The organism is Micromonospora saelicesensis (assembly GCF_900091575.1).
GTDB lineage: Bacteria > Actinomycetota > Actinomycetes > Mycobacteriales > Micromonosporaceae > Micromonospora > Micromonospora saelicesensis.
The window spans coordinates 392,082-415,771 of the sequence record NZ_FMCR01000004.1 but is presented as its reverse complement, the minus strand read 5'-3'; the positions used below and the strand labels follow the sequence as shown (position 1 = coordinate 415,771).

28 protein-coding genes are annotated in these 23,690 nt (G+C 72.3%); 23 read left to right on the top strand and 5 right to left on the bottom strand.

Annotated elements, in window-relative coordinates:
• The first annotated feature begins 153 nt into the window (after positions 1-153).
• The 3 genes from GA0070561_RS20115 to GA0070561_RS20105 are packed head-to-tail and all read left to right on the top strand — an operon-like array spanning position 154 to position 4,808.
• Positions 154-3,006 carry an AfsR/SARP family transcriptional regulator gene (locus tag GA0070561_RS20115; protein WP_091403042.1) on the top strand — a complete coding sequence of 951 codons (2,853 nt, stop codon included), beginning with the start codon at positions 154-156 and terminating at the stop codon, positions 3,004-3,006.
• Between the two features lie 30 nt (positions 3,007-3,036).
• The gene (locus GA0070561_RS20110) at positions 3,037-4,026 is read left to right on the top strand and encodes an ATP-binding cassette domain-containing protein (RefSeq protein WP_091403039.1); all 990 of its coding nucleotides are present in this window, start codon (positions 3,037-3,039) and stop codon (positions 4,024-4,026) included.
• The gene (locus tag GA0070561_RS20105; protein ID WP_091403035.1) at positions 4,023-4,808 is read left to right on the top strand and encodes an ABC transporter permease; all 786 of its coding nucleotides are present in this window, start codon (positions 4,023-4,025) and stop codon (positions 4,806-4,808) included. Before GA0070561_RS20110 ends, GA0070561_RS20105 begins: the two co-directional genes overlap by 4 nt.
• A 19-nt stretch (positions 4,809-4,827) precedes the next feature.
• Here GA0070561_RS20105 and GA0070561_RS20100 read toward each other — a convergent pair whose 3' ends face one another.
• Positions 4,828-6,063 (bottom strand): APC family permease, encoded by a 1,236-nt coding sequence (locus GA0070561_RS20100; protein ID WP_091403032.1) that lies wholly within the window; start codon positions 6,061-6,063, stop codon positions 4,828-4,830.
• An 11-nt stretch (positions 6,064-6,074) separates the two neighbouring features.
• Positions 6,075-6,812: a phosphatase PAP2 family protein gene (locus GA0070561_RS20095; protein WP_181539522.1), complete on the bottom strand. Its 738-nt coding sequence runs from the start codon at positions 6,810-6,812 to the stop codon at positions 6,075-6,077.
• A 120-nt stretch (positions 6,813-6,932) separates the two neighbouring features.
• On the opposite strand from GA0070561_RS20095, the gene GA0070561_RS20090 reads away from it, so the two are divergent.
• Positions 6,933-8,156: a DUF4032 domain-containing protein gene (locus GA0070561_RS20090; RefSeq protein WP_091403026.1), complete on the top strand. Its 1,224-nt coding sequence runs from the start codon at positions 6,933-6,935 to the stop codon at positions 8,154-8,156.
• Positions 8,157-8,208: 52 nt separating this feature from the next.
• Here GA0070561_RS20090 and nagA read toward each other — a convergent pair whose 3' ends face one another.
• From nagA to GA0070561_RS20075, 3 genes are read right to left on the bottom strand one after another with little or no spacing between them, the layout of a single operon-like run.
• On the bottom strand, positions 8,209-9,318 hold the full coding sequence (gene nagA, locus GA0070561_RS20085) for an N-acetylglucosamine-6-phosphate deacetylase (protein WP_091403023.1): 1,110 nt from the start codon (positions 9,316-9,318) through the stop codon (positions 8,209-8,211).
• Positions 9,315-10,265, bottom strand: a complete 951-nt coding sequence (locus GA0070561_RS20080; protein ID WP_091403020.1) for an ROK family protein — start codon at positions 10,263-10,265, stop codon at positions 9,315-9,317. Before GA0070561_RS20080 ends, nagA begins: the two co-directional genes overlap by 4 nt.
• Positions 10,262-11,191 carry an SIS domain-containing protein gene (locus GA0070561_RS20075; protein WP_091403017.1) on the bottom strand — a complete coding sequence of 310 codons (930 nt, stop codon included), beginning with the start codon at positions 11,189-11,191 and terminating at the stop codon, positions 10,262-10,264. Before GA0070561_RS20075 ends, GA0070561_RS20080 begins: the two co-directional genes overlap by 4 nt.
• Positions 11,192-11,391: 200 nt before the next feature.
• Here GA0070561_RS20075 and GA0070561_RS20070 point away from each other — a divergent pair, with 200 nt between their 5' ends.
• The 19 genes from GA0070561_RS20070 (at position 11,392) to GA0070561_RS19980 (ending at position 23,670) form a co-directional block, all read left to right on the top strand.
• Positions 11,392-12,177: a DeoR/GlpR family DNA-binding transcription regulator gene (locus GA0070561_RS20070; RefSeq protein WP_091403015.1), complete on the top strand. Its 786-nt coding sequence runs from the start codon at positions 11,392-11,394 to the stop codon at positions 12,175-12,177.
• A gap of 121 nt (positions 12,178-12,298) precedes the next feature.
• Positions 12,299-13,309 carry an ABC transporter ATP-binding protein gene (locus tag GA0070561_RS20065; RefSeq protein ID WP_091403013.1) on the top strand — a complete coding sequence of 337 codons (1,011 nt, stop codon included), beginning with the start codon at positions 12,299-12,301 and terminating at the stop codon, positions 13,307-13,309.
• Entirely contained in the window at positions 13,306-14,322 is a 1,017-nt protein-coding gene (locus tag GA0070561_RS20060; RefSeq protein WP_091403010.1) for an ABC transporter permease subunit, read from the top strand. The genes GA0070561_RS20065 and GA0070561_RS20060 overlap by 4 nt, the downstream gene beginning before the upstream one ends.
• 110 nt (positions 14,323-14,432) lie before the next feature.
• Positions 14,433-14,867 carry a DUF3263 domain-containing protein gene (locus tag GA0070561_RS20055; RefSeq protein WP_091403007.1) on the top strand — a complete coding sequence of 145 codons (435 nt, stop codon included), beginning with the start codon at positions 14,433-14,435 and terminating at the stop codon, positions 14,865-14,867.
• A 232-nt stretch (positions 14,868-15,099) separates the two neighbouring features.
• Positions 15,100-15,738, top strand: coding sequence for a hypothetical protein (locus GA0070561_RS20050; RefSeq protein ID WP_091403006.1), 639 nt, complete (start codon positions 15,100-15,102; stop codon positions 15,736-15,738).
• Positions 15,735-16,130, top strand: a complete 396-nt coding sequence (locus tag GA0070561_RS20045) for a phage holin family protein (RefSeq protein ID WP_091403004.1) — start codon at positions 15,735-15,737, stop codon at positions 16,128-16,130. The genes GA0070561_RS20050 and GA0070561_RS20045 overlap by 4 nt, the downstream gene beginning before the upstream one ends.
• 22 nt (positions 16,131-16,152) lie before the next feature.
• Positions 16,153-16,752, top strand: a complete 600-nt coding sequence (locus tag GA0070561_RS20040) for a DUF3618 domain-containing protein (protein ID WP_091403001.1) — start codon at positions 16,153-16,155, stop codon at positions 16,750-16,752.
• Positions 16,721-17,608 carry a hypothetical protein gene (locus GA0070561_RS20035; protein ID WP_091402998.1) on the top strand — a complete coding sequence of 296 codons (888 nt, stop codon included), beginning with the start codon at positions 16,721-16,723 and terminating at the stop codon, positions 17,606-17,608. Before GA0070561_RS20040 ends, GA0070561_RS20035 begins: the two co-directional genes overlap by 32 nt.
• 149 nt (positions 17,609-17,757) lie before the next feature.
• Positions 17,758-18,267, top strand: a complete 510-nt coding sequence (locus GA0070561_RS20030; protein ID WP_091402995.1) for a GNAT family N-acetyltransferase — start codon at positions 17,758-17,760, stop codon at positions 18,265-18,267.
• Positions 18,268-18,543: 276 nt separating this feature from the next.
• Positions 18,544-18,972, top strand: coding sequence for a hypothetical protein (locus GA0070561_RS20025; RefSeq protein ID WP_091402993.1), 429 nt, complete (start codon positions 18,544-18,546; stop codon positions 18,970-18,972).
• A gap of 2 nt (positions 18,973-18,974) precedes the next feature.
• Entirely contained in the window at positions 18,975-20,174 is a 1,200-nt protein-coding gene (locus GA0070561_RS20020; protein WP_091403576.1) for an SRPBCC family protein, read from the top strand.
• Positions 20,171-20,548: a gas vesicle protein GvpJ gene (gvpJ, locus tag GA0070561_RS34835; RefSeq protein WP_244166328.1), complete on the top strand. Its 378-nt coding sequence runs from the start codon at positions 20,171-20,173 to the stop codon at positions 20,546-20,548. Before GA0070561_RS20020 ends, gvpJ begins: the two co-directional genes overlap by 4 nt.
• 1 nt (position 20,549) lies before the next feature.
• Positions 20,550-21,305 (top strand): GvpL/GvpF family gas vesicle protein, encoded by a 756-nt coding sequence (locus GA0070561_RS20010; protein WP_091402990.1) that lies wholly within the window; start codon positions 20,550-20,552, stop codon positions 21,303-21,305.
• Positions 21,306-21,308: 3 nt separating this feature from the next.
• Positions 21,309-21,629, top strand: coding sequence for a gas vesicle protein GvpG (locus tag GA0070561_RS20005; protein WP_091402987.1), 321 nt, complete (start codon positions 21,309-21,311; stop codon positions 21,627-21,629).
• Complete coding sequence (locus tag GA0070561_RS20000; RefSeq protein WP_091402983.1) at positions 21,598-21,927, top strand: gas vesicle protein GvpO; 330 nt, start codon at positions 21,598-21,600, stop codon at positions 21,925-21,927. Before GA0070561_RS20005 ends, GA0070561_RS20000 begins: the two co-directional genes overlap by 32 nt.
• A gap of 1 nt (position 21,928) precedes the next feature.
• Positions 21,929-22,300: a gas vesicle protein gene (locus tag GA0070561_RS34830; protein ID WP_091402980.1), complete on the top strand. Its 372-nt coding sequence runs from the start codon at positions 21,929-21,931 to the stop codon at positions 22,298-22,300.
• Positions 22,284-23,111: a GvpL/GvpF family gas vesicle protein gene (locus tag GA0070561_RS19990; RefSeq protein ID WP_091402977.1), complete on the top strand. Its 828-nt coding sequence runs from the start codon at positions 22,284-22,286 to the stop codon at positions 23,109-23,111. The genes GA0070561_RS34830 and GA0070561_RS19990 overlap by 17 nt, the downstream gene beginning before the upstream one ends.
• Positions 23,108-23,317, top strand: coding sequence for a gas vesicle protein (locus GA0070561_RS19985; RefSeq protein WP_091402974.1), 210 nt, complete (start codon positions 23,108-23,110; stop codon positions 23,315-23,317). The genes GA0070561_RS19990 and GA0070561_RS19985 overlap by 4 nt, the downstream gene beginning before the upstream one ends.
• A complete protein-coding gene (locus GA0070561_RS19980; protein WP_091402970.1) occupies positions 23,317-23,670 on the top strand; it encodes a gas vesicle protein K in 354 nt (117 codons plus the stop codon). Before GA0070561_RS19985 ends, GA0070561_RS19980 begins: the two co-directional genes overlap by 1 nt.
• Positions 23,671-23,690 lie beyond the last annotated feature (20 nt).

Here is a 23,690-nt window from a genome sequence, read left to right as displayed (position 1 = left end):
CTGCGTCATAAATATGACTCAGAGGTATACCGGTCAGCGCGAACAAACCCATCGCGCGGGCTTGTCCGCAGTGCCCAGAAGCTGACCCTCCTGATCAAAAGCTCGGCGGATCGGTCAGCCGGAACCAGCCGGCAGTGGGCGACAATCCATGGCATGCGTTTCCGCATCCTGGGGCCGACCCAGGTGGTACTGGCCGACGGGCGAGAGGTCCCCGTGGGCGGTCCGCGGCTGCGCGCCCTGCTGGCGCTCCTCCTGCTCGACGCGGGCCGGGTGGTCTCCGCGGAGCGCCTGATCGACGGCCTGTACGGGGAGCATCCGCCCCGGGGTGCGGCCAACGCGCTCCAGTCTCAGGTGTCGCGGCTGCGCCAGGCCCTGCCCACCGAGTACGACCCGGTCGAGTTTCACCCGGCCGGATATCGCCTGGCAGTGGACCCCGACGACGTCGACGCGTACCGGTTTGAACGGCTCGCCGAGGCGGGGCGCCGCGCGCTCGCCGACGGCGACTGGCACCGGGCGGCGACGGTGTTGCGCGAGGCGCTGGAGCTGTGGCGTGGTCCCGCCCTGGCCGATGCCATCGGCGCAGCCGGCGCGCCCGCGCAGGCGGCCCGGCTGGACGAGCTGCGGTTGGCCGCGCTCGAGGATCGGGTCGAGGCGGACCTGGCGTTGGGTGCACAGAGCGCGCTGATCGCGGAGTTGCGGGAGCTGGTCGTCGCGCATCCCCTCCGGGAGCGCTCGCGGGGCCAGCTCATGCGTGCCCTGGCGGCACTGGGTCGGCCGGCGGAGGCGCTGGCCGAGTTCGAGGACGCCCGGCACACGCTGGCCGAGCAACTCGGCGTCGACCCATCGGCGGAGCTGGCCGCGGTCCACCTGGCGGTGCTCCGCGGTGAGGAACGCGGGTCGGCCGAGCCGGTGCTGCCGAGTCAACTCACCACCTTCGTCGGGCGCGAGGAGGAGCTCAAGCGTGTCGGCGACCTGCTCGGCGATCGCCGGCTCGTCACCCTCACCGGTCCCGGGGGCGCGGGCAAGACGCGCCTGGCGATCGAGGCCGCGGGCCGGGTCGAGGGGGAGGTCCGTTTCGTCGAGCTGGCCGGGCTGGCCGACGGGTCGGACGTTCCGCAGGCGGTGCTGAGCGCGCTCGGCCTGCGCGACGCGGGCCTGCGCGCCCCGGCCGAGTCGGGCTGGCAGACCACCGATCGGCTGGTCGAGGCGCTCGCCGAGCGGCGGCTGCTGCTGGTGCTCGACAACTGCGAGCACGTCCTCGTCGATGCGGCCCGGCTGGCGGCCCGGTTGCTGAGCGCGTGCCCGGCGTTGCGCGTCCTGGCCACCAGCCGGGAGCCGCTCGGGCTGGCCGGTGAGGCACTGTGCCCGCTGTCCGGGCTCACAGTGCCGCCGCTCGGCGCGTCAGTACTGGACGCCGACGAGTACGCGGCGGTCGGCCTCTTCGCCCAGCGGGCCGCCGACGTCGCTCCCGACTTCACCGTCACGCCGGCCAACGTCGAGATGGTGCTGCGGATCTGCCGCAGCCTGGACGGCCTGCCGTTGGCGATCGAGTTGGCCGCCGCGCGGCTGCGGGCGCTGTCCGTCGCCGAGGTGGCAGCCCGTCTCGACGACCGGTTCCGGCTGTTGTCGACGGGCAACCGGGCCGTGTCGCCGCGACACCGCACCCTCCGGGCCGTGGTCGAGTGGAGTTGGGATCTGCTCGACGACGCCGAACGGGAAGTGGCCCGACGGCTGACCGTCTTCGCGGGTGGGGCCACGCTGGAAGCGGCCGAGCGGGTCTGCGGCCTGCCCACCGCCGAGTTCGTCGACGCGCTCACCGGTCTGGTCGACAAGTCCTTCGTGGAGATGACCGGTGGCCGGTACCGGATGCTCGAAACGGTGCGGGCCTTCTGCGCCGAGCGTCTCGCCGAGGCCGGCGAGGCCGACCAGCTCCGCCGCGCGCACACCGCGTTCTTTCTGGAATTCGCCTGGACCGCCAGCGACCACCTCCGCTGCGCGGAGCAGCTGCACTGGCTGCGACGGCTCGACGCGGAGCGGGACAACCTGCACGCCGCGTTGCGCCGGGCCACCGCGGCCGGTGAGGCGTCCGACGCGGCCGGAATGGTCGCGGCCCTGTCGTTCTACTGGTGGCTGCGCGGCATGCGCGGGGAAGGGGCGCGGCTCGCCGCGGACGTCCTCGAACTGCTCGGCACCGAGGCCCCGCCGGGGCTGGGTGAGGAGTTCGCCCTCTGCGTCTACAACGCCTCGCTCTCTGGCTCCGGCCCTCTGCCGTCCCTCGGGACGCAGCGGTCCGTGATCCGCAGCCTCGACCGGCCGCCCCGACAGCCCTTCCTGCTGTACCTGTCGGGGATCTCGACGGGACCGCCGTCCGGCGGTGCCGAGGATGTCGACGAGCTGATGGGGGAGCTGCGACGGCTGGTCGGCCCGGACCCGTGGATCAACGCGCTCGGCGCGATGGGCAGCGGCTCGGCGCTGATGTGGAGCGACCAACGGGACCGGGCCAGGGCCGCGCTGGCCACCGCACTCGACGGCTTCCGCGGCACCGGGGACCGGTGGGGCACCATGATCACACTCGGTGCGCTCGGCGAACTGGCGGCCTGGCAGGGCGATCCGGAGACCGCGGGCGCCCACATGGATGAGGCCATGGGACTTGTCGAGGCGCTCGGGTCGGCCGTCGACCAGGCCGACATGCTGCGTACCCGGGGCGAGATCAGGCTGCGCGCCGGTGACCTCGCGGGGGCGCACGACGACTTCGCCGGTGCGTTGCTCCTCGCGCAGCGCAGCGGCGCGCCCGAGTTCGTGGCCAGCGCCCGGCTCGGCCTCGCCCAGGTGGCCCGGGTGCGCGGGGACCTGGCCGCCGCGAGGCGGTTCTGCGAGGAGGCGTTGACCGGCGGGCTCACCGGCTGGTACGTCGGCGAGGCCGCCCGTGCGGAGATCATTCTCGTCCTGACGGAGATCACCGAGGCGGAGAAGGCCGGTGCGCCACCGTCAGCGGGCGGTGCGTGACCGGTCAGCGCCCGGCCGCACCGTGGGGGCATGACGACATTCGAGGTGGTCGCCGAGGGTCTGGGCAAGCGGTACGGCCCGACCCGCGCGCTCGACACGTTCGACCTGACAGTGCCGCCCGGCACGGTCCACGGACTGCTGGGACCGAACGGCGCGGGCAAGACGACGGCCGTACGGATCCTCACCACGCTGCTGCGCTTCGACACGGGAAGGGCCACCGTGGCCGGGTACGACGTGCTGCGCCGGCCGGACGAGGTGCGCGCCCGGATCGGGCTGACCGGGCAGTACGCCGCGGTCGACGAGATCCTCAGCGGCCGGCAGAACCTGGAGCTGTTCGGCCGGCTGTTCCGGCTCGGCCGGCGGGAGGCCCGCCGACGCGCCGGTGAGCTGCTGGAACGGTTCGGGCTCGACGAGGCGGCGAGTCGGTCCGCCGGTGAGTACTCGGGTGGGATGCGTCGCCGACTGGACCTCGCCGCCAGCCTGATCCGCACGCCGCGCGTGCTGTTCCTGGACGAGCCGACGACCGGCCTGGACCCGCGCAGCCGCAACCAGGTGTGGGACCTGGTTCGCGGTCTCGTGGCGGACGGGACCACGGTGCTGCTCACCACGCAGTACCTGGAGGAGGCCGATCAGCTCGCCGACCGGATCTCGGTGATCGACGCCGGTCGGGTGGTGGCCGAGGGTTCACCGGACCAGCTGAAGGCGATGACCGGCGGCGACCGGATCGAGGTGGTGGTCCGGGACGCGGCCGAGCTGAGCCAGGCGGCCCGCCTCGTCGCGCCGATCTGCGGTGCGGAGCCCGAACTCGACCCGGAGGTCCGACGGCTCAGCGTGCCGGTGGTCGATCGCGTCGCCGGCCTGGTCGACGTGGTTCGCGCTCTGGACGACGCCGGGATCGCGGTCGAGGACATCGGCCTGCGGCGCGCGACGTTGGACGAGGCGTTTCTGCACCTGACCGGCCACCGGCCGGACGAGGCCCGTGAGCCCGTGGCGGCGGGACGAAAGGCGGACGTGGCATGACCACTGTGATCGCTGACGGTTGGACGATGACCAGGCGGAACATGACCCATGTGGTCCGCGCGCCGGAGGAGCTGATCCTCTACTTCTCGCTGCCGATCATGTTCGTGCTGGTCTTCGGGTACGTGTTCGGCAGCGGCATGCAGGTAGCGGGCGGTGGCAGCTACCGCGAGTTCCTGCTGCCGGGGGTCTTCGTGATGACGATGCTCTACGGGCTGGGTGCCACCGCGACGGGCGTGGCGCTCGACCTCAGCCGGGGTGTGGTCGACCGGTTCCGGTCGATGCCGATGGCCCGGTCCGCCCTGATGACCGGTCGCAGCGCCGCCGACCTGCTGCGCGCCCTGCTGGAGATGTCCACCCTCCTGGTGTGTGGCCTGCTCGTCGGGTGGCAGTGGCGACAGGGTGTCGGCAAGGCGTTGCTCGCCGTCGGTCTCCTCCTGCTGCTGCGAATCGCGATCACCTGGGTCGGGATCTACCTGGCGTTGCTGGTCCGCAACCCGGACACGGTCGGTGTGATCGTCTTTCCGGCGGCGTTCCCGTTGAGCGCGATCTCCAACGTCTTCGTGTCGCCCGAGCTGATGCCTCCGGTCATCGGGACGATCTCGGAGTGGAACCCGTTGTCGGCCACCGTGGCGGCGATCCGAGAACTGTTCGGCAACCCGGGCCTGGGTGGCGACTCCTGGCCGGCGGAGCACGCGATGCTGTTGGCGGTGCTGTGGCCGGTGCTGCTGATCGCGACGTTCGCCCCGCTGGCCGTGCGCCGTTACCAGCGGTTGAGCCGCTGACTACGGCCGGCCGCTGGGGTCAGCGGCGAGCCCGCAGCGCGTAGAAGGCGGCACCGACGGCGAGCACACCGAAGCCGGCGAGAACGCTGCCCAGTGGCAGGTTGACCGCCAGCAGCAGGCAACCGAAGAGCCCCAGACCGGCGAGCACCCGGACCGGCAACCGCCGGTCCGGGTCCCGGCCCAGGGTGAGCGCCGCCGCGTTGGTGATCGCGTAGTAGACGAGCACCGTGCAGCTGGAGAAGCCGATCGCGTCGCGTACGTCGCCGAGCAGCACCACCACGATCACCACAGCGGCGACCGCCAGTTCGGCGCGGTGCGGCACCTGGTGCACCGGGTGCACGGCGGCCAGCGCGCCGGGCAGGTCACGGCGACGGGCCATGGCGAGGGTGGTCCGACCGACCCCGGCGACCAGGGACAGCAGCACCCCGACGACCGCGATGGTGGCACCGGCGCGAACCACCCACGCCAGGCCGGGCAGCCCGGCGGCGGTCACCACGTCGACCAGGGGCGCTGCGGAATCGGCCAGCCGGTCGGCGCCGAGCACGCCGAGGGCGACCACGGCCAGCACCAGGTAGATCACGAGAACCACCCCGAGCGCCAGCGGCACCGCGCGCGGGATGGTCCGCTGCGGGTCGCGGACCTCCTCGCCCAGCGTGGCGATCCGGGCGTACCCGGCGAAGGCGAAGAACAGCAACCCGGCGGCGGTGAGCACGCCGCGCGCCGAACCGCCGGGCTCGCCGAGCCGGTCCAGATGCACCGGCCCACCGACCAGGCCGACGACCGTGACCACTGCCAGCACCCCGAGCACCAGCGCGACCAACGCCCTGGTCACGGTGGCGGTCTTGCCGATGCCACGCAGGTTCACCGCGGTCACCGCGAGCACCGCGCCGACGGCGACCAGCCGGGCCTGGCCCGGCCAGAGGTACGCCCCGACGGTCAACGCCATCGCCGCACAGCTCGCCGTCTTGCCGACCACGAAGCCCCAACCGGCCAGAAACCCGGCGAACGGCCCGAGGCGCTCCCGGCCGTAGACGTAGGTGCCGCCGGACTCCGGGTAACGGGCCGCGAGCCGCGCGGAGCTGGTCGCGTTGCAGAAGGCGACGAAGCCGGCCAGCGCCAGCGCGGGCAGCAGGCCGGCGCCGCCGGCCGCCGCCACCGCCGGGCCGAAGACCACGAAGACGCCCGCACCCAGCATCGAGCCCAACCCGATGACAACCGCATCGGGTACGCCCAGCCGCCGCGCCAGTTGATTCACGATCCAGAACCCTAGGGGTACGAGGTGAACGGCCGATCCCATCCGCGTAACCGGCCGGGGAGCGGCACGCCGTCCCAGGGTGCCCGGTGCAGCAGCCGGTCCAGGAGCAGGCCCAGCAGCAGCCCGGCCACCGAGTCGGTCAGCCAGTGCCAGCCGAGGTAGGTGGTGGTGGTGAGGACGACCAGCGGCGGCACGACGCGGATCACGGTGACGAGCCGGGCCGGCAGTTGGCGGCCGAAGCTGCGGGCCAGCGGGGCGAGCAGCATCGCGATGACCCCGTACCAGACGATCGCGTTGGCGACGTGCCCCGACGGGTAGGACTGGGCGAACCGCACCGGCAGGTCGTCGTGGAACAGCGGCAGGGTCTGCTCGGGCGTCAGGAACGGCTCCTTCACGCTGGCGCTCGGTGCCGCCCGCGCGGTCCAGATCTTGAGCGGGCCGATCGTCAGGTTGGTCAGCACGAACGCGACCACCGGAGGCAGGATCGGCCGCACCGACCGCAGCCGGACGGCCAGCAGCACGCCCAGCCCGGCGGCGATCAACGTCAGCGGAGTGCCCTGGCCGAGGAAGTTCAGCACCCGGGCGACCCAGTACGCGGCGGCCGGCCGGTGCCCGTCGGCCCAGTCGGCGATCGCCCGGTCCAATCCGAAGAGCTGGTCGGCGGCGAGCGCCACAGTCAACCCGACCAGACCGACCAGCAGGAGCGCGTCGAACCACCAGCCGGCCGGGCGGACGGGCCGTAGCCGCAGGTCACGTCGTACCGCTGTGGGTTTGAGCACGCGACCACGCTACCGGCCCGGCGCGAGCCCGGGGTGTACGGCGCTGTGGGCCCAACCACGATCAGGGGCGGATGCGGGGGGAGACCAGTCATGCTTGTGCCCGTGCGGATCACGTCTGCCCTCGTGGACCCGGCGCTGCTCGACCTGCCCTGGTCGACACCGCTGGAGGAGTGGCCTGCCCAACACCTGGTGGCGCTGCCGCAGGGCATCTCCCGGCACATCGTCCGTTTCGTCCGGTTGGGCGACTACGTGTACGCGTTCAAGGAGACCCGCGAGCGGATCGCCGAGCGGGAGTACGACCTGCTCCGGGCCCTGGAACGGATCGACTTTCCCTCGGTCGAGGCGGTGGCGGTCGTCGCCGACCGGCAGACCGAGGATGGGGAGCCGCTCGAATCGGTGCTGATCACCCGGCATCTGCAGTTCTCGCTGCCGTACCGGGCGCTCTTCTCGCACACCCTCCGGCCGGAGACGATGAGCCGACTGCTCGACGCGCTCGCCGCCCTGATCGTGCGGATGCACCTGACCGGCTTCTTCTGGGGCGACTGCTCGCTGTCGAACACGCTGTTCCGGCGGGACGCGGGCGCCTTCGCCGCCTACCTGGTGGACGCGGAGACGGGTGCCCTGCACAACAAGCTCTCCAACGGTCAGCGTGGTGAAGACCTGGAGATCGCCCGGGTGAACATCTTCGGTGAGGCGTTGGACCTGCAGGCCGCCGGCCTGCTGCACGAGTCCATCGACCCGGAGGTGGTCTGCGAGGAGGTCGTGCAGCGCTACGAGCGGCTCTGGCACGAGATCACCTATGAGCAGGCGATCGAGCGGGAGGCCCGGCACGACATCGAGGGCCGGATCCGGCGCCTCAACGAGCTGGGCTTCGACGTCGCCGAGGTGGCCATGTCGTCCATCGACGACGGGCGGTTCCTGGTTCGGCCGAAGGTCGTCGACGCCGGCTACCACACCCGGCGGCTGCTGCGGCTGACCGGGCTGGACGCCGAGGAGAACCAGGCCCGCAAGCTGCTCAACGACCTGGACGCCTACCGCGCGGAGAGCGACCTGATCGACGAGCAGCAGGCCGCGCACCGCTGGCTCACCGAGGTCTTCGAGCCGGTGGTCCGGGCCGTGCCCGCGAACCTGCGCCGCAAGCTGGAACCGCAGGAGCTGTTCGCCCAGATCATCGAGCACAAGTGGCTGCTCTCCGAGAAGGCGGGCCGGGACGTCGGGATGCGCCACGCGGTCCAGTCGTACCTGTCGGACGTGCTGGTGCACCGCCCCGACGAGCAGGCCGTCCTCGGCGTCGAGGTCCCCGCCGTCAACTGAGCTGGGCCTCCGCCTGCTCCGGTCGATGCGAGCGGCGCCGGCGGCGCCCCCGTCACTCCACCCAGGAGCCCCCGCGCAGCACCCGCACCACGTTGAGGTCGTCGTCGAGCACCACCAGGTCGGCGCGGAGGCCCACCTGGAGGGACCCGAGCCGGTCACCCAGGCCGATGGCCCGCGCCGGGGTGGTGGCCACCATCCGTGCGGCGTCGGCGATCGGGATTCCGGCGTTCACGGCGTGCCGCAGCGCGGCGTCCATGGTCAGCGTGCTGCCGGCGATCGCGCCGTCGCGGGCGAGCCGGGCCACCCCGTCGGTGACGGTGACGGCCTGGCCGCCCAACTCGTACTCGCCGTCGGGCATGCCGGCGGCGGCCATCGCGTCGGTGATCAGCGCGGCGCGGTCCGGGCCGGCGGTCGCGGTGACGAAGGTCAGCATGCCGTCGTGCAGGTGCACCCCGTCGGCGACCAGCTCGCAGATCACTGTGGGCGCGTCGAGCAGGGCCACCACCGGCCCCGGCTCACGGTGATGCACCGGCCGCATCCCGTTGAACAGGTGGGTGCCGACACTCGCGCCGGCGGCGACCGCGGCGCGGGTCTGCTCGTACGTGGCGTCGGTGTGGCCCACCGCCGCCACCACCCGCTGCGCGGTGAGCAGCTTGATCGCCTCCAGCGCGCCGTCGCGCTCCGGGGCGAGGGTGACCATCCGGATCGCGCCCCGGCCCAGCTCGATCAGCTCGGTCAGCTCGTCGGTCGACGGGTCACGCAGGTACTCCGGGTTCTGCGCGCCGCAGCGGGCGGCCGACAGGTACGGCCCCTCGAAGTGGATTCCCGCCAACACGCCCTCCTCGACCAACGGGGCGAACGCCTCGGTGGCCGTACGCATCAGTGGAAAGGGCGCGCTGACCAGGCTGGCCAGCAGCGTGGTGGTGCCGTGGGCGAGGTGGAAGTCGGCCGCCGCGCGGGCCTCGCCGGCGTCCCCGGTGGTGAAGGTGTGCCCGCCACCGCCGTGCGTGTGCATGTCCACGAAGCCGGGCAGGATCCAGTGCCCGTCGCGCACCGACGGATACTCGGCCACCGCTGTGATCCGATCACCGTCCCACTCGACGCAGCCCTGTCGGACGACTCCGGTCGGGGTCACCACTCGGCCGTTCACCCGTACGGTCATCGCTTCTCCTGATGGTCACGGACACCCACGGCGTCCAGGGCGAGCAGGGCGGCACCGAGGCAACCGGCCTCGTCGCCGAGGGCTGCCGCGACCAGTTGCGGCTCCCGGTGGAAGGTCATTCGTTCGTGCAGCGCCGCCCGCAGCGGGGTCAGCAGCAGGTCCCCGGCCTGGGCCAGGCCTCCGCCGAGCACGATCGTCGCCACGTCGAACAGCGCCTGCCCGCTGGCGAGGCCATCGGCGAGCGCCTCGACCGCCTCCTGCCAGACCTGGCCGGCGAGCTGCTCGCCGGCAGCCGCCCGCTCGGCCACCTCGGCCGCCGTCACCGGCGCGTCCGCGGTGTCGCCGGCCAGTTCGGCGTAGCGGCGGCCGATCGCGGCGGCCGACGCCATCGCCTCCAGGCAGCCGGGACGGCCGCAGCCACAGCGCGGACCGTCGGGCCGGACCAGGATGTGGCCGATCTCCCCGGCGGCGCCGTGGGCCCCCACGGCGGCCGTGCCGTCCACGACGTGCGCGGCGGCGATGCCGGTGCCGATGGCCACGAACAGCACGTGCCCGGTGCCGCGTCCGGCGCCGAGCCGGGCCTCGGCGAGACCACCGACACGCACGTCGTGGCCGAGCGCCGTCGGCAGGCCGAGCCGCTGCACCGTCAGGTCCCGCAGGGGTACGTCCCGGAAGCCCACGTTGGCCGACCAGACCGCGACGCCGCGTGCCTCGTCCACCACCCCGGGCACGGCGATGCCGACCGCGATCGGGGTGAGCCCGTCGGCGCGGGCCTTGTCGGCCAGCCCGCCGGCCACCTCCAGGATGGTGCCGACCACGGCGGCCGGGCCGCGTGCGGCGTCGGTGGGGTGCCGTTCGGTGCGCACCACGACGCCGTCCGGTCGGACCAGGGCACACTTCATGCCGGTGCCGCCGACGTCCAGCGCAACGACCACGCGGTCGTTCACGCCAACACCACGGACCGGGTCAGGTGGCGGGGCGCGTCCGGATCGAGGCCCCGGCTGGTGGCCAGCGCGACAGCGAAGCGTTGGGCCAGGATCAGGTCGGCCATCGGATCGACCGGGGTACGGCCGGCGGACCAGCTGCCCAGCACCGTGCGCCAGCCGTGCGTGCGGCTGTGCACGAAGGCCGCGCCGGTGGCGGCCACGTCCTCGGGCAGCCCGTCGGGCAGCTCACCGAACGCCCAGACCAGCCGGCCCGCCGCCGCGACCGAGATGGGCCCGTGCCGGTAGTCCATCGCCGGGTACGCCTCGGCCCAGAAGGTGGCCGCCTCGCGGCACTTCAGCGCGGCCTCCTGGGCCAGCCCGATCGTCCACCCCCGACCGAGGAAGGTGACCTGCTCGATGGTGGCCGGGTCGATCGGCAGCGGGGATCGCACCGCCACCTCGGCGTCGGCGGCGAGCGCTGTCACCGGGTCGCCGAGCTGGGCCCGGAGCAGGGCCAGTGCGGTGGTCGCGAAGCGGGTCTGCACCACCGACCGTTCGTCGGCGAAGGGCATGGCCACTGTGGCTGCGGCCAGCTCGACCGCCGGGGACGTGGGGTCACCGACGATGACGGTGGTGGGTGTCCGTCCGCGCAGCGCGGCGAGCAGTTCCAGCACCTCGGTGGTGGTGCCGGAGCGGGTGATCGCGATCAGCCGGTCGTAGCGGCGGCCGGCGGGGAACTCGGACGCCTGGAACGCGTCGGTCTCACCCTGGCCGGCCTGCTCGCGGCGGGCCGCGTACGCCATCGCCATGAACCACGACGTGCCGCAACCGACGACGGCGACCCGTTCCCCGGGGCGCGGCAGGTCACCGCGTACGACCTCGGCCAGCCTGGCCGCCTCCCGCCAGCAGTCGGGTTGGCTCGCGATCTCCGCGTCCACGTACGCCATGGGAAACTCCTCGCAGGGCCGATCGGTGCGCAATACGGCTCGTTAGACCCGCATTTCGCGCGTTATTCTGCGCGAACGCGGGTGACCATGGCAACCGGCCGGCCGATCGCGCAGGTCAGTCTTTTGCGCCAGCCTAGTTTCGCGCACTAGTGTGCACGCAATCAATCACCGTCCGTGCAGTTGCTGGGAGGGCCCCCGCGGTGGACCGGTACGCCAGATGGAACGCCCTGCTCGAAATGCTGACCGACAACGGCCGGGTCAGCGTCGAGGCGGCAGCCGAGCGGCTGGACGTCTCCCAGGCCACCATCCGGCGTGACTTCGACCAGCTCGCGCAGCAGCAAATGATCACGAGGACCCGGGGCGGCGCGGTCGCCAACGGTGTGTCGTACGACCTGCCTCTGCGCTACAAGACGGCCAAGCACTCGGCCGAGAAGCAGCGGATCGGGGCGGCCGCCGCCGCGCTCGTCACGCCGGGCACCGTGGTCGGCTTGAACGGCGGCACCACCAGCACCGAGGTGGCGAGGGCGCTCGCCGTGCGACCGGATCTGAACACCAGCGCCGAGGGTGCCCAGCTCACCGTTGTGACAAACGCGCTGAACATCGCGAACGAGCTGCTGGTCCGATCCCGGATGAAGGTCGTGGTGGCCGGCGGCGTGGTGCGCCCGAAGTCGTTCGAGCTGGTCGGCCCGCTGGGCGGGGCGCTGCTGCGCGAGGTCACCCTGGACGTCGCCCTGCTCGGCGTGGACGCGATCGACCCGCAGCTCGGCGCCGCCGCCCACCACGAGGGGGAGGCGGCGATGAACAACCTGATGGTGGCTCGCGCCAAGCGCGTGGTGATCATCGCGGACTCGTCCAAGCTGGGGGGTCACGCCTTCGCCCGGATCTGCCCGGTCGAGCGGGTGGAGACGCTGGTGACCGACTCCGGTGCCGCGCCCGAGGTGGTGGACGCGTTCCGCGCTGCCGGCGTACAGGTCATCTGCGCCTGAGAGGTCACGCTCCGTCGATGAACTAGCCTGATCGGCGCGTCGATGCATACCGCGTATTGCGTGCTTCTGCATACCGCGTATGGTGTCGGCTGTCACGCCCACCCATCGGGGGAGGTGCAGCTTGCCAGCTGTCCTGGAGATCGAAGGTCTACGTAAGACGTACAAGAGTCGTCGACGCGGCACCCGCAACGCGCTCGACGGCTTCGACATGCGGGTCGACGCGGGGCAGGTGCACGGCTTCCTGGGTCCCAACGGGTCCGGCAAGACCACCACGCTGCGTACGCTGCTCGGCCTGATCCGACCCGACGGCGGCCGGATGGCGCTGCTCGGGCACGAGGTCCCCGACGCGCTGCCCACTGTCGCCGGCCAGGTCGGCGCGATCGTGGAGAGCCCGCAGTTCTTCCCGCACTTCACGGCCCGGGACACGCTGTCCCTGCTCGCGGGGGCGGGCGAGGTGCCGGCCGTCCGGGTCGACGAGGTGCTGGAACTCGTCGGGCTACGCGACCGGTCCGGCGAGCGGGTCAAGACGTACTCGTTGGGCATGAAGCAGCGGCTCGCCGTGGCCTCGGCCCTGCTGAAGAACCCGAAGCTGCTCATCCTCGACGAGCCGGCCAACGGCCTCGACCCGGGCGGCATCCGGGAGATGCGCACGCTGATGCGAACGCTCGCTGAGTCCGGCATGACAGTGGTGCTGTCCAGCCACATCCTCGGTGAGATCCAACTGATCTGCGACTCGGTCACCATCATCTCGCTGGGCCGACGGGTCGCATTCGGCCCGGTCGACGAGGTGCTCGCGCAGCACTCGTCCGGTGCCGTCCGGATCCGGCTGGAGGCGGTCAGTGACCTGCCGGTGGCCACCGAGGCGCTCACCCAGGCCGGGATCCGCGTCACCGGTCACCCGGACCACCTGATGCTGGCCGGCGTCGACAAGCCGGCGTCGGTGACCCGGCTGCTCGCCGAGAAGAACCTCTACGTCAGTGAGTTGGCGCCGATCGCCGTCGACCTGGAGAGCGTCTTCCTCGAACTGACCGCCACCGCGCCGGTACCCGGTCAGCACCGGCAGGTCGACGAGTCCATGAAGGTCGGTGGGACGGGTCAGCCCGGTCCCGCCGGGGGAGGGTGGGGCGCGTGAGCCTCTTTCGTACCGAGCTGCGCCGGCTCAGCAAGCGGCGTTTCACCCGCTACATGACACTGCTCGGCCTGCTGGTGCTGGCCGCGGTGGTGGTCGGGGTGTTCTTCACCAATCAGAAGATCGACGCCGGCCAGCTCGCCCGGGCCGAGCGTCAGGCCGACCAGCAGTACCAGGAGCAGGTGCGCTGGAGCGAGCAGGAGCGCGTTGCCTGTGAGCAGGCCAAGACGGCCGGCACGGCGACCGACGGCCGCTACCCGGACGACTGTTCGGTGATCACTCCGCCGCCCCGGGAGGAGATCAAGGCCGAGTGGTTCCTGCCCTCGACGTTCGACTTCAAGGAGACGTTCGACGAGACCCTGATCCCGTTCGCGGCGATCCTCGCCCTGGTCGGGTTCGTCATCGGCGCGTCCTTCGTCGGCGCCGAGTGGAGCACCGGCGGCATGATGAACCTGCTGCTCTGGCGGCCGAAGCGACTCACCGTACTGCTCACCAAGCTGGCCGCGCTGCTCACCGGCATCCTGGCCGTGACGCTTCCGGCCGCGGTGCTGTGGTTCGCCGGGTTCTGGGCGGTCGCCAACTTCCGGGGCAGCACCGAGAAGATGACCTCGGGGGTCTGGCAGTCGTTCGCGCTGACCGGTGTACGTGGCGTGGTGCTGGTGTTGGTGCTCACCACCATCGGCTTCGCCCTCGCCTCGCTCGGTCGGCACACCGCGATGGCCCTCGGTGGCGTGGTGGCCGTGATGGTGGTCGGCCAGTTCGGCCTGGGCATCCTGCTGTCCATGGCCGGCGTGCGGTTCGCCGAGGCCTGGCTGCTGCCCACGTACGCGCTGGCCTGGATGACGAAGACGGTCAAGCTGGAGGACTGGAACGCCTGCAACGCGACCTACTTCGGGGAGTGCAAGCCAGCCACGATGGACATCACCTGGCAGCAGTCCTCCGTCCTGCTCTCGGTCGGGGTGGTGGTGATCCTCGGGGCGGCGCTCTGGGCGATGCGTCGCCGCGACATCTCCTGACCTGACCGAAGTGACGCGGCGCGGCCGGCCCGGCCGTCGGGGTTCCCGGCGGTACGGACCGGCCGCGCCGCCTGCTGCGTCAGTGGTCGCCGCTGACTAGGCTGAACGACATGTCCGCCGACACCACCCCGGCCGCCCCCGAGCCGTCCATCGACGCTCGTCCGGGTGAGGCCGTGGGTGCTGCCGGGCCGACCGTCCCGAATCCCCGACCGGCGCCGCCCATCGAGACCGCCGACGAGTCGGGGCCAGCCGCCGACGAGTCGGGGCCAGCCGCCAACGAGTCGGCGCAGCCCACTGATCCCGCTGATCCCGCGGCGGGGCTGACCGAGCGGGAGCGGGCCATCCTCGCCTTCGAGCAGCAGTGGTGGCGGCACGCCGGCGCCAAGGAGCAGGCCGTGCGGGACACCTTCGGGATCTCGTCGACCCGGTACTACCAGCTGCTCAACGGCCTGCTGGACAATCCGGCAGCCCTCGCCGCCGACCCCGTGCTGATCAGCCGACTCCGCCGGTTGCGCTCGTCGCGCGCCCGTAACCGCCGCCGCTGACCGAACGCCCCGCGCCCGTAGCCGCCGCCGCTGACCGAACACCCCGCGATCTTGCACTTCCTGTAGCCGTTTCGCGCCTTTGGCACGTCTTTGTCGGGGCACAAAGTGCAAGATCGGCCGGCGGTCGTTCGCCCGCCGACCGCCTGGCCAGCCGCATGCCGGCTGGCCAGGCGGGTAGGCGAGAGGCGTTCCGGGGTCGCACGCGGCCTCGGGCCCAGGAAGGGAGCGGGGTATGACGGCAACGAACCAGAGCGGCAGAGGTCAGCAGGCCCGCCAGGAGGCTTCGCGCGTCGGCCAGCAGGCCGCGCAGGCCGGGGGTCAGGTCGCCCACACCGCAGCTGAGCAGGGCGGGCAGGTGGCCGCAGAGGCGCGGCGACAGGCCCAGCAGTTGACCGGCGAGGCGACTGGGCAGCTGCGGGATCAGGCGCAGACGCAGCAGCGGCGGGCCGCTGCGGGCCTGCGCGACCTGGGTCAGAACCTCAGTTCGATGGCCGAACGGGACGGCGATTCCGGACTGGCCGGTCAAGCGGTACGCAAGGCGGCCGACGCCGCCCAGCAGGCAGCCGGTTGGCTCGACGAGCGCGAACCCGGCGAGGTGCTCGACGAGGTTCGCACGTACGCGCGGCGCCATCCGACGACGTTCCTCGCGGGTGCGGCGGTGGCCGGGCTGCTGGTCGGGAGGCTCACCCGTGGCCTGACCGCGCCGGCCTCGGGCAACGGTCAGGGCGCAAGCGCGTCCGGTGCTCCGTCACCCGCGCAGGGCGCACCGGCGGACGTCGGTCAGCAGCCGTACGTGGGGACGGCGCGGCCGCAGAACGTCTCGCCCGCCGGTGAACAAGCGCGGGACCTGCCCGGCGGGGTGGCCCCGTGAGCGCCCCGGAGAAGGAACGGACCCAGGCTTCCGTCGGCGAGTTGATCGGCGACGTGACCCGGGACATGTCCACTCTGGTGCGCAAGGAGGTCGAGCTGGCCAAGGCCGAGCTGCGCGAGGAGGTCAGTCAGGCGGGTAAGGCCGGCGGTATGTTCGGCGGCGCCGGGCTGGCCGGGTTCCTGGCGGTGCTCTTCGTGTCGTACGCCCTCTGGTGGGGGCTGTCCAACACGATGGACCAGGGATGGGCGGCGCTGATCGTCGCGGTCATCTGGGCCGCAGTGGCCGGTGGTCTCTTCATCAACGCCCGGACCCAGCTGAAGCGGGCTCGTGCGGTTCTGCCCCGGACGAAGCAGACTGCCCGGGAGCTGCCGGACGCCCTGCGGGGTCGGTGAAACAGTCGGGAGGGAACAGGTCATGTCCAGTGATCCGGATCAAATCCGGCGGGAGATCGAGACCACCCGCAACGAGTTGAGCAGTGACGTCGACGCGCTGACCGACAAGGTCAACCCGCGTCGGATCGCCGGTGACCGCGTCGGGCAGGCCCGCGGGGCGTTCACCCGAGCGAAGGAGAAGATGATGGGCAGCTCGAGTCACATGGGGCAAGAGGCCACCCAGCGAATGTCGCACGCGGCCGGTTCGGTTCGTGACGAAACCCGTTCGCTCGGGCAGCACCCCCGCGAGCAGGCTCAGGGCAACCCGATGGCCGCCGGCCTGGTCGCCTTCGGAGTCGGTCTGCTGGCCGCCTCCCTGATCCCGCCGAGTGGACGTGAGCGGCAACTCGCCGGACGCGCGCGGGGCATGGTGAGCGAGCACTCCGGTGAGCTGCGCGAGCAGGCGAGCCAGGTTGGCCATCAGATGCAGGACAACCTGCGGGAGCCTGCACAGCAGGCGGCGCAGTCGGTCCGCTCCAGCGCCCAGCAGGGCGTGTCCGCGGTTCGCGACCAGGGCCGTTCGGCCGCCGGTCAGGTGCAGGGAGAGACGCATGCGGCCGTCGACGACCTTCGACAGCGCTGACCCGATCGGTGTGCCGGGGCCGGCGCCGGTGATGCGGGTACGCTCCGCGTCCGCGCCGGCCCCGGACCGGCCGGTCAACGAGGACCTGGTCTTCCGGTTCGGCCCGCTGGTCGGTGTCCTGGACGGCGCGACGGTGCCGGACGGCTTCGACACCGGCTGCGTGCACGGGCCCGAGTGGTACGTCCGGCACCTGGCGGCCCGGATCGGCGTCGCCGAGGCCGTGCGCCCGGCCGCCCGGCTGACCAGCAACCTGGCCGCGGCCATCCTCGCCGTACGCGCCGACCACGGCGGGCAGTGCGACCTCGACCATCCGGGCACCCCGTCCAGCACGGTCTGCCTCCTGCGGGACTGCGGCGACCAGGTGGACTACCTGGTGCTCTGCGACAGCCCGCTGGTCCTCGACGCCGGTGGGCAGGTCAGCGTGGTCACCGACAACCGGTTGGACGCGGCGATGGCGGAGCTGCGGGAGACCGTGGCCGTCGTGCCGGGCGGCGCGGCGGACCCGGTCACCCGGTTCCGGCACGCGGTGAGCGTCCAGCGGGAGCGGATGAACCGCACCCACGGCTACTGGGTGGCGGCCTCCGACCCGGACGCGGCCTTCCACGCGGTCACCGGGACCGCGCCCCGGCGCGGTCCGGGGGCGCTACGGCGGGCGGCACTGCTCAGTGACGGCGCGTCCAGCGCGGTGGAGCAGTTCGCGCTGACCGACTGGGCCGGTCTGCTGGACCTGCTGAGCGCCGACGGTCCGGGCGCGTTGATCGACCGGGTGCGGGACGCCGAGCGCGACCATCCCGATCGGCTGCGCCGACACAAGTCCACCGACGACGCTTCGGTGGTGTTCTGCGAGTTCGGGTAGGCGTTCTGGTCCACTGACACCCGGTCGGGTGACAACAGAGCGTGATGTGGAACACCCGAGCCGCCCGACCGGCCGGTACCGCTGTCCGGACCGCCAGTGGATGGCCAATGGGGTGGACTTCGGCCGATGAGGGCGGCAGACTGCGGCACGTGGCGGGTGCGGTCCGGCTGGAGCCGGTGGACGAACGGAACCTGGAGCCGTTGCTCTCCGTAGCGGCTGCGGAGGCAGAGCCGGGTGATGTGATGCCCCCGGTCGAGGCACCCGCCGGCTGGTCGCTCGCCCGTCGCGAGGCGTTCCGCGAATTCCACCGGGCAAGCTTCGGCGGGCTGGACGGCCCGACCGGTTCGCAGATGTACGCCATCCTCGTCGGCGGCGAGGTGATGGGCATGGTCCGGATGACGCGCTGTGACGAGCCGCGCACGGTGGAGACCGGGATGTGGCTCGGCCGCTCCGCACGCGGGCAGGGAATCGGCGCGGCCGCCCTACGGGAGCTGCTGAACGCCGCCGCGCTGGCGGGCATGCGGGCCGTGGTTGCCGAGACGACCCCGGACAACATCGGCGCGGTCGCCGTGTTGCAGAAGTGTGGCGCGAAACTGCGCGAGGACGGCGGCAAGGTGCGCGCCGAAATCTGCCTCGATTCGACGCCGCCCGCTCTCTGAATACTGTTTGGGCTTTTCGCCTTTCCTCGCAATCTCCCTGCTCATGACCGACTGAAAGTCCGGTCTGGGTATTCCGGTGCCGCCTTTCCGGATCTCTTTCAGCGGCGTTCGACGGAAATTGTCGTAGCGGTTTCGACATAACGTCGCCGGGTACTGCCGCCCGGGTCCGCAGAGGTGGACGCCTGATTGAAGGCACGGTTCGCGCTATTCCCCGGTACCCCTTCTTTGGTCCCGACCGGGCAGGCGTCCGGACCCTCCGGGAGCGAAGGAGACCTGATGAAGAACGGAACACGAATCGGTCTGGCGGTGAGCTTCGGCTACCTGCTGGGCCGTCGCCGCAAACTGCGTACCGCGCTCACCCTGGCCGCTGCGGTTGCCGCGGGCCGGGCCAGCCGGGACCCCGGCGGGCTGCTGAAGCGGGGCGGCGCGGCACTTCAGTCTTCCCCCCAACTGAGCAACCTGAGCCGGCTCGGTGTGCCGTTGGTCAACGCCGGCCGGGCGGCCGCGACTGCGGCGGCCGGCAGCGGGGTCGACGCGCTCACGGGTCGCCTGCGCGGCTCCGCTGATGCCCTGCGTCGGCGCTCCGGCGACCAGCGCGGCGACGACAAGGGCCGCGACGCGGCGAACGACCGGTCCGCGACGAACGATCAGGACGCGACGAACGACCAGGACAGCACGGCGGCCGGGCAGCGGCGGGGGAGGTGACCATGCCGGGGAACACCAACGCGGGCGGCCTTGGCGACAAGGTCCGTGGCCAGTTGGCCGACGAGGTGCGCAACCTCGCCGGAGCGATCGGCGATCGTGCGGTGAGCGTGGTGACCGAGCGGATCACCGGCGCGACCGGGCGCCTCAGCGAGTACGCGCGCCAGGGCGGCGGCCCCGGTCTGATCGCCGCCGCAACCGGCGCGCAGAAGCTGGCTGAGGGCGGGTCGCCGGTGAAAGCGATGCTGCACGCCGGGGTGGCCGGCGGTAAGGAGAAGGTGATGTCGGCTCTCGGCCGCACGGGCGGCGGTAAGGGCGGCGGCAAGAAGAAGAAGGTCACCAACATCGTCGAGACGATCGAGGTCGGTGTGCCGGTACGGGCCGCGTACAACCAGTGGACGCAGTTCGGCGACTTCCCGAGCTTCATGAAGAAGGTCGAGAACGTCGACACCGACTCGGACGAGAAGCTGACCTGGAAGGCGCAGGTCTTCTGGTCGCATCGGACGTGGGAGTCGACCATCGTCCGCCAGGTGCCGGACAAGCTCATCCACTGGCGGTCGAAGGGCGAGAAGGGCTCGGTCGACGGCACCGTCAGCTTCCACGAGGTCACCCCGGACCTGACCCGCATCCTGGTGGTGCTGGAGTACCACCCGCAAGGGCTCTTCGAGCACACCGGCAACCTGTGGCGCGCCCAGGGCCGGCGGGTGCGGCTGGAGTTGAAGCACTTCGTCCGGCACGTCATGACCGAGGTGGCGCTCGACCCGGACCAGGTCGAGGGCTGGCGCGGCGAGATCCGTGACTCGCAGGTGGTCAAGGACCACGAGACGGGCCTGCGCGAGGAGCGGGAACAGGAGCAGCGAAGCGGGGCGCCCGCCGGCCCCGAGGACGACGAGTTCGCTGAGGGCGAGCCGGCCGAGGAAGAACCGCGCCGCCGGCCTGGCGGACGACTGCGCCAGCGTCCGCGACGGCGGCCGGTCGAGCCGGAGTACGAGGAGGAGTACGAAGCGTACGAGGACGGCTACGACGAGGGGTACGCGGACGAACCCGACGAGGAGCCTCCGCCGCCGCCCCGACGTCGTGCGCCGGAGCGGGCCCGCCGGCCTCAGCCCCGCGAGGAGCCGCAGCGACCCCGTCCGCCTGTCCGCCGTGGACCCGAGCCGCCGCGCCGGCCCGTGGTGCGCCGCCGCCGCGAGGAGGACGAGTGACGCTGGCCGCCGGCGATGCCGCCGCCGGGGGAGCCCTGGAACGTGTGGGCTCCGCCGGCGGGCTCGCCGACGTGGTGGAGACGGTGCTCGACAAGGGCGTGGTGATCGACGCGCAGGTGACGGTCGGGGTCGTCGGTATCCCCCTGGTGGAGATCAACGCCCGGGTGGTGGTGGCGAGCATCGAGACGTACCTGCGGTTCGCCGAGGCGGTCGACCGGCTCGACCTCGACCCGGGCGATGGGTTGGGCGAAGGGCTGGGTGGTCTCGTCGGTGGCGTCACCGGCGCGGTTCGGGACGTGACCGGTTCCGTTCGGGACGTCACCGGCTCGGTCAGGGACGCCACCGGCAGTGTGCGGGACCTCGGGAGGGGCTGACATGGCAGGGGAGACGGGACTCTTCGTCTACGGGCTGGTGCCGGCGGACGTGGAGGCGACGCCCGACGCCGCCGGGGTCGGTGAGCCGCCCGGCGAGGTGACTGTGGTCCGGCACGGCGACCTCGCGGCTCTGGTCAGCGAGGTGCCGTTGGACACGCCGCTGGGCCGGTCGGCCGACCTTCGGGCGTACCAGGAACTGCTGGACGGGACAGCGGTCGTGGCGCCGGTCCTGCCGGTGCGGTTCGGCACCGTGGTCACCGGCCCGGACGCGGTGCTCGACCTGCTGCGACCACACCACGACCGGTTCGCCGCCGCGCTCGCCGAGTTGGAGGGCACTGTGCAGTACGTCGTGCAGGGCCGTTTCGAGGAGCCGGCGTTGCTGCGCGCCATCCTCGACGAGAACCCGGCCGCCGCCCGGCTCGCCGAGCAGGTGCGTGGCCGGACCGAGGCGGCCAGCCGGGAGCCCCGGATCCGGCTCGGGGAGCTGATCAGCCAGGCGGTGGAGCTGCGCCGCGAGACGGAGAACCGGCGGCTGCTCGACACGACCGCCGAGTACGTCGTCTCCACGCAGCTGCGCCCGCCCAGCCACGAGATGGACGCGGCCCACGTGGCACTTCTGGTGGACACCAACCAGGAGGACTCCCTGGTCGACGTGCTGGAGGAGTACGCGCGGGATCGCCGGGGCCTGCTGCGGATGCGGCTGCTCGGGCCGCTCGCCCCGTACGACTTCGTCGATGCGCACCAGCTGGCGGGCTGACCGATGGACCTGCTCTGGGCGCTGCTGACCTTGCCGTACGCGCCGGTGCGCGGGCTGACCGCGGTGGTCGGGGTGGTGGCCCGGGAAGCGGAGGCACGACAGCGGAACCCGGTGAACATCCGGCGCGAGCTGGAGGCGTTGGACGCGGCCGAGGCAGCCGGCGAGCTCAGCGCCGAGGAACGCGACCGGGCCGAGCAGCGGGTGCTGGACCGGCTCACCGGGGGTGTGGGCCAGGCCGCTGAGCGGCCACGTCCGCGCCGGCAGCGCCCGGCCCGCCAGGAAGGAGTGCGCCATGACCGACGGCGACCGCGCCCGACGACGTGATCCGACCGCCGACGGTTACTCCGACGAGGAGTACGTCGAACCGGTGTCGGCGGCCGAGGCTGCCCAGGCGGGGCTGCGGCAGCTCGTCGAGCTGACCGGTCGCGAGCCTTCGGTGACCACGTCGCTGGAGGCCACCGAGGACGGCTGGCTGATCGGGGTGGAGGTGGTGGAGGCACGCCGGATCCCCAACTCCATCGACCTGCTCGGGCTGTACGAGGTGGAGCTGGACCTCGAGGGGAACCTGCTCGGCTATCGGCGGCTGCGGCGCTACCAGCGCGGGAAGAGTGAGGTGGATTGAGATGACCGCTGCGCAGCCGCCGCCGGTGGTGCAGAACTCCGGCCAGGTCCTGCCGGCCGGCCACGAGCCGGCGAACCTGGGCGACATCCTGGAGCGGGTGCTCGACCGGGGCATCGTGATCGCCGGGGACATCCGGGTGAGCCTGCTCGACATCGAGCTGCTGACGTTGAAGCTGCGACTGGTCATCGCCTCGGTCGACACCGCACGTCAGATCGGCATCGACTGGTGGGAGCACGACCCGTGGCTCAGCTCGCGAGCCCGTCCGCCGGTGGAGCTGGGACCGCGTGACCCTGCGCAGGTCGAGGTGGAGCGACGGTCCCGAGCGCTACGTCGCGACCCCGAAGTGGAGGAGTGGGATGGGTTCGACGGCTGAGGTGACCACCGAACGGCCTGCCCCGGTCGCCGGGGCCTGGCTGCACGGCGTGGTTCGGGACATCGAGCCGGCGACGTTGGCGATGATCGTCGGAATGGACGGTGGGCCGGTCCGCGCGGTGCCCGCCGCTGGGCTGATCGCCGTGGTCAGCGCTGCCCCGCTGGACGAGTACGGCGAGGAGTCGCTGCGCCGCAACCTGGAGGACCTGGTCTGGTTGGAGCGCGCGGCTCGGGCGCACCATGCCGTGGTCGAGACGTTGGCTCGCCAGGGGCCGGTGGTGCCGGCCCGGCTCGCCACAGTGCACAGCGGCGACGACGGGGTGGCCGCGTCTCTCGCCGCCCGGCGCGCCGAACTGGTCGCCACCCTGGACCGGCTGACCGGGCGCGGCGAGTGGGGCGTGAAGGGTTACCTGGTTCCGGGTGCCACCCGCGTGAACGCCGAAGCGACGAGCGCCGGCGGGGTGGGGACTGCGTATCTGCGTCGCAGACGCGCCCAGTTGACCGCCCGGGAGGAACACCAGCAGGTGGCGAGCGTCGCCGCGGACGCGGTGCACGCCGCCCTCTGCGAGGTTGCCGTGGCGGGCCGCCGGCACGCTCCACAGGACCGGAGGCTCTCGGGTGCGCCCACGCCGATGGTGCTCAACGGGGCGTACCTGGTCGATGTCTCGGCGTTGTCCCGCTTTACCGACCTGCTCGGACAGTTGGGTGGCCGGCACCTGGGGGTCCGGCTGGAGTTGACCGGCCCGTGGCCGGCGTACTCCTTCGTGGCGGATCGGCCGGACCTCGACGGCGCCGTCGGGGAGTCGCGGTGACAGCCACCCTCGCGCCGAACAGCGCGGACGACTCGCTGGCCTACCGGCCGGTTGCCCTCGTCGACCTGCTCGACCGGGTGCTCGCCACCGGGGTGGTGATCAGCGGCGACATCACGCTGTCCATCGCCGACGTCGACCTGGTCCGGATCTCGCTGCGCGCGTTGGTCGCCTCGGTCGGCGCGTTGGCCTCGCCGGAGAACACCTGATGACCGGGCGGGACGAGGCCGGGGACCTGGTCGCTGCGCTGGGCGCCCAGTCGTGGCTGCCGCCCCGGGTCACCCCGCTGGACCGTCGGATCGCGGTGGACCGTGACTCGGTCGAGCGAGGCCTGGCCAGCCTGGTGCTCACCGTCGTCGAGCTGCTGCGGCAACTGATGGAACGGCAGGCTCTACGCCGGGTCGATCTCGGTGACCTCTCCGAGGAGCAGGTCGAGCGCATCGGGGTGACGCTGATGGCGCTGGAGGAGCAGATGACGGGGCTGCGGGAGCACTTCGGCCTGGCCCCGGAGGACCTGAACCTGGACCTCGGCCCACTTGGCCCGCTGCTCCCCACCGACTGACCGTGCCCGCACCGGACAGC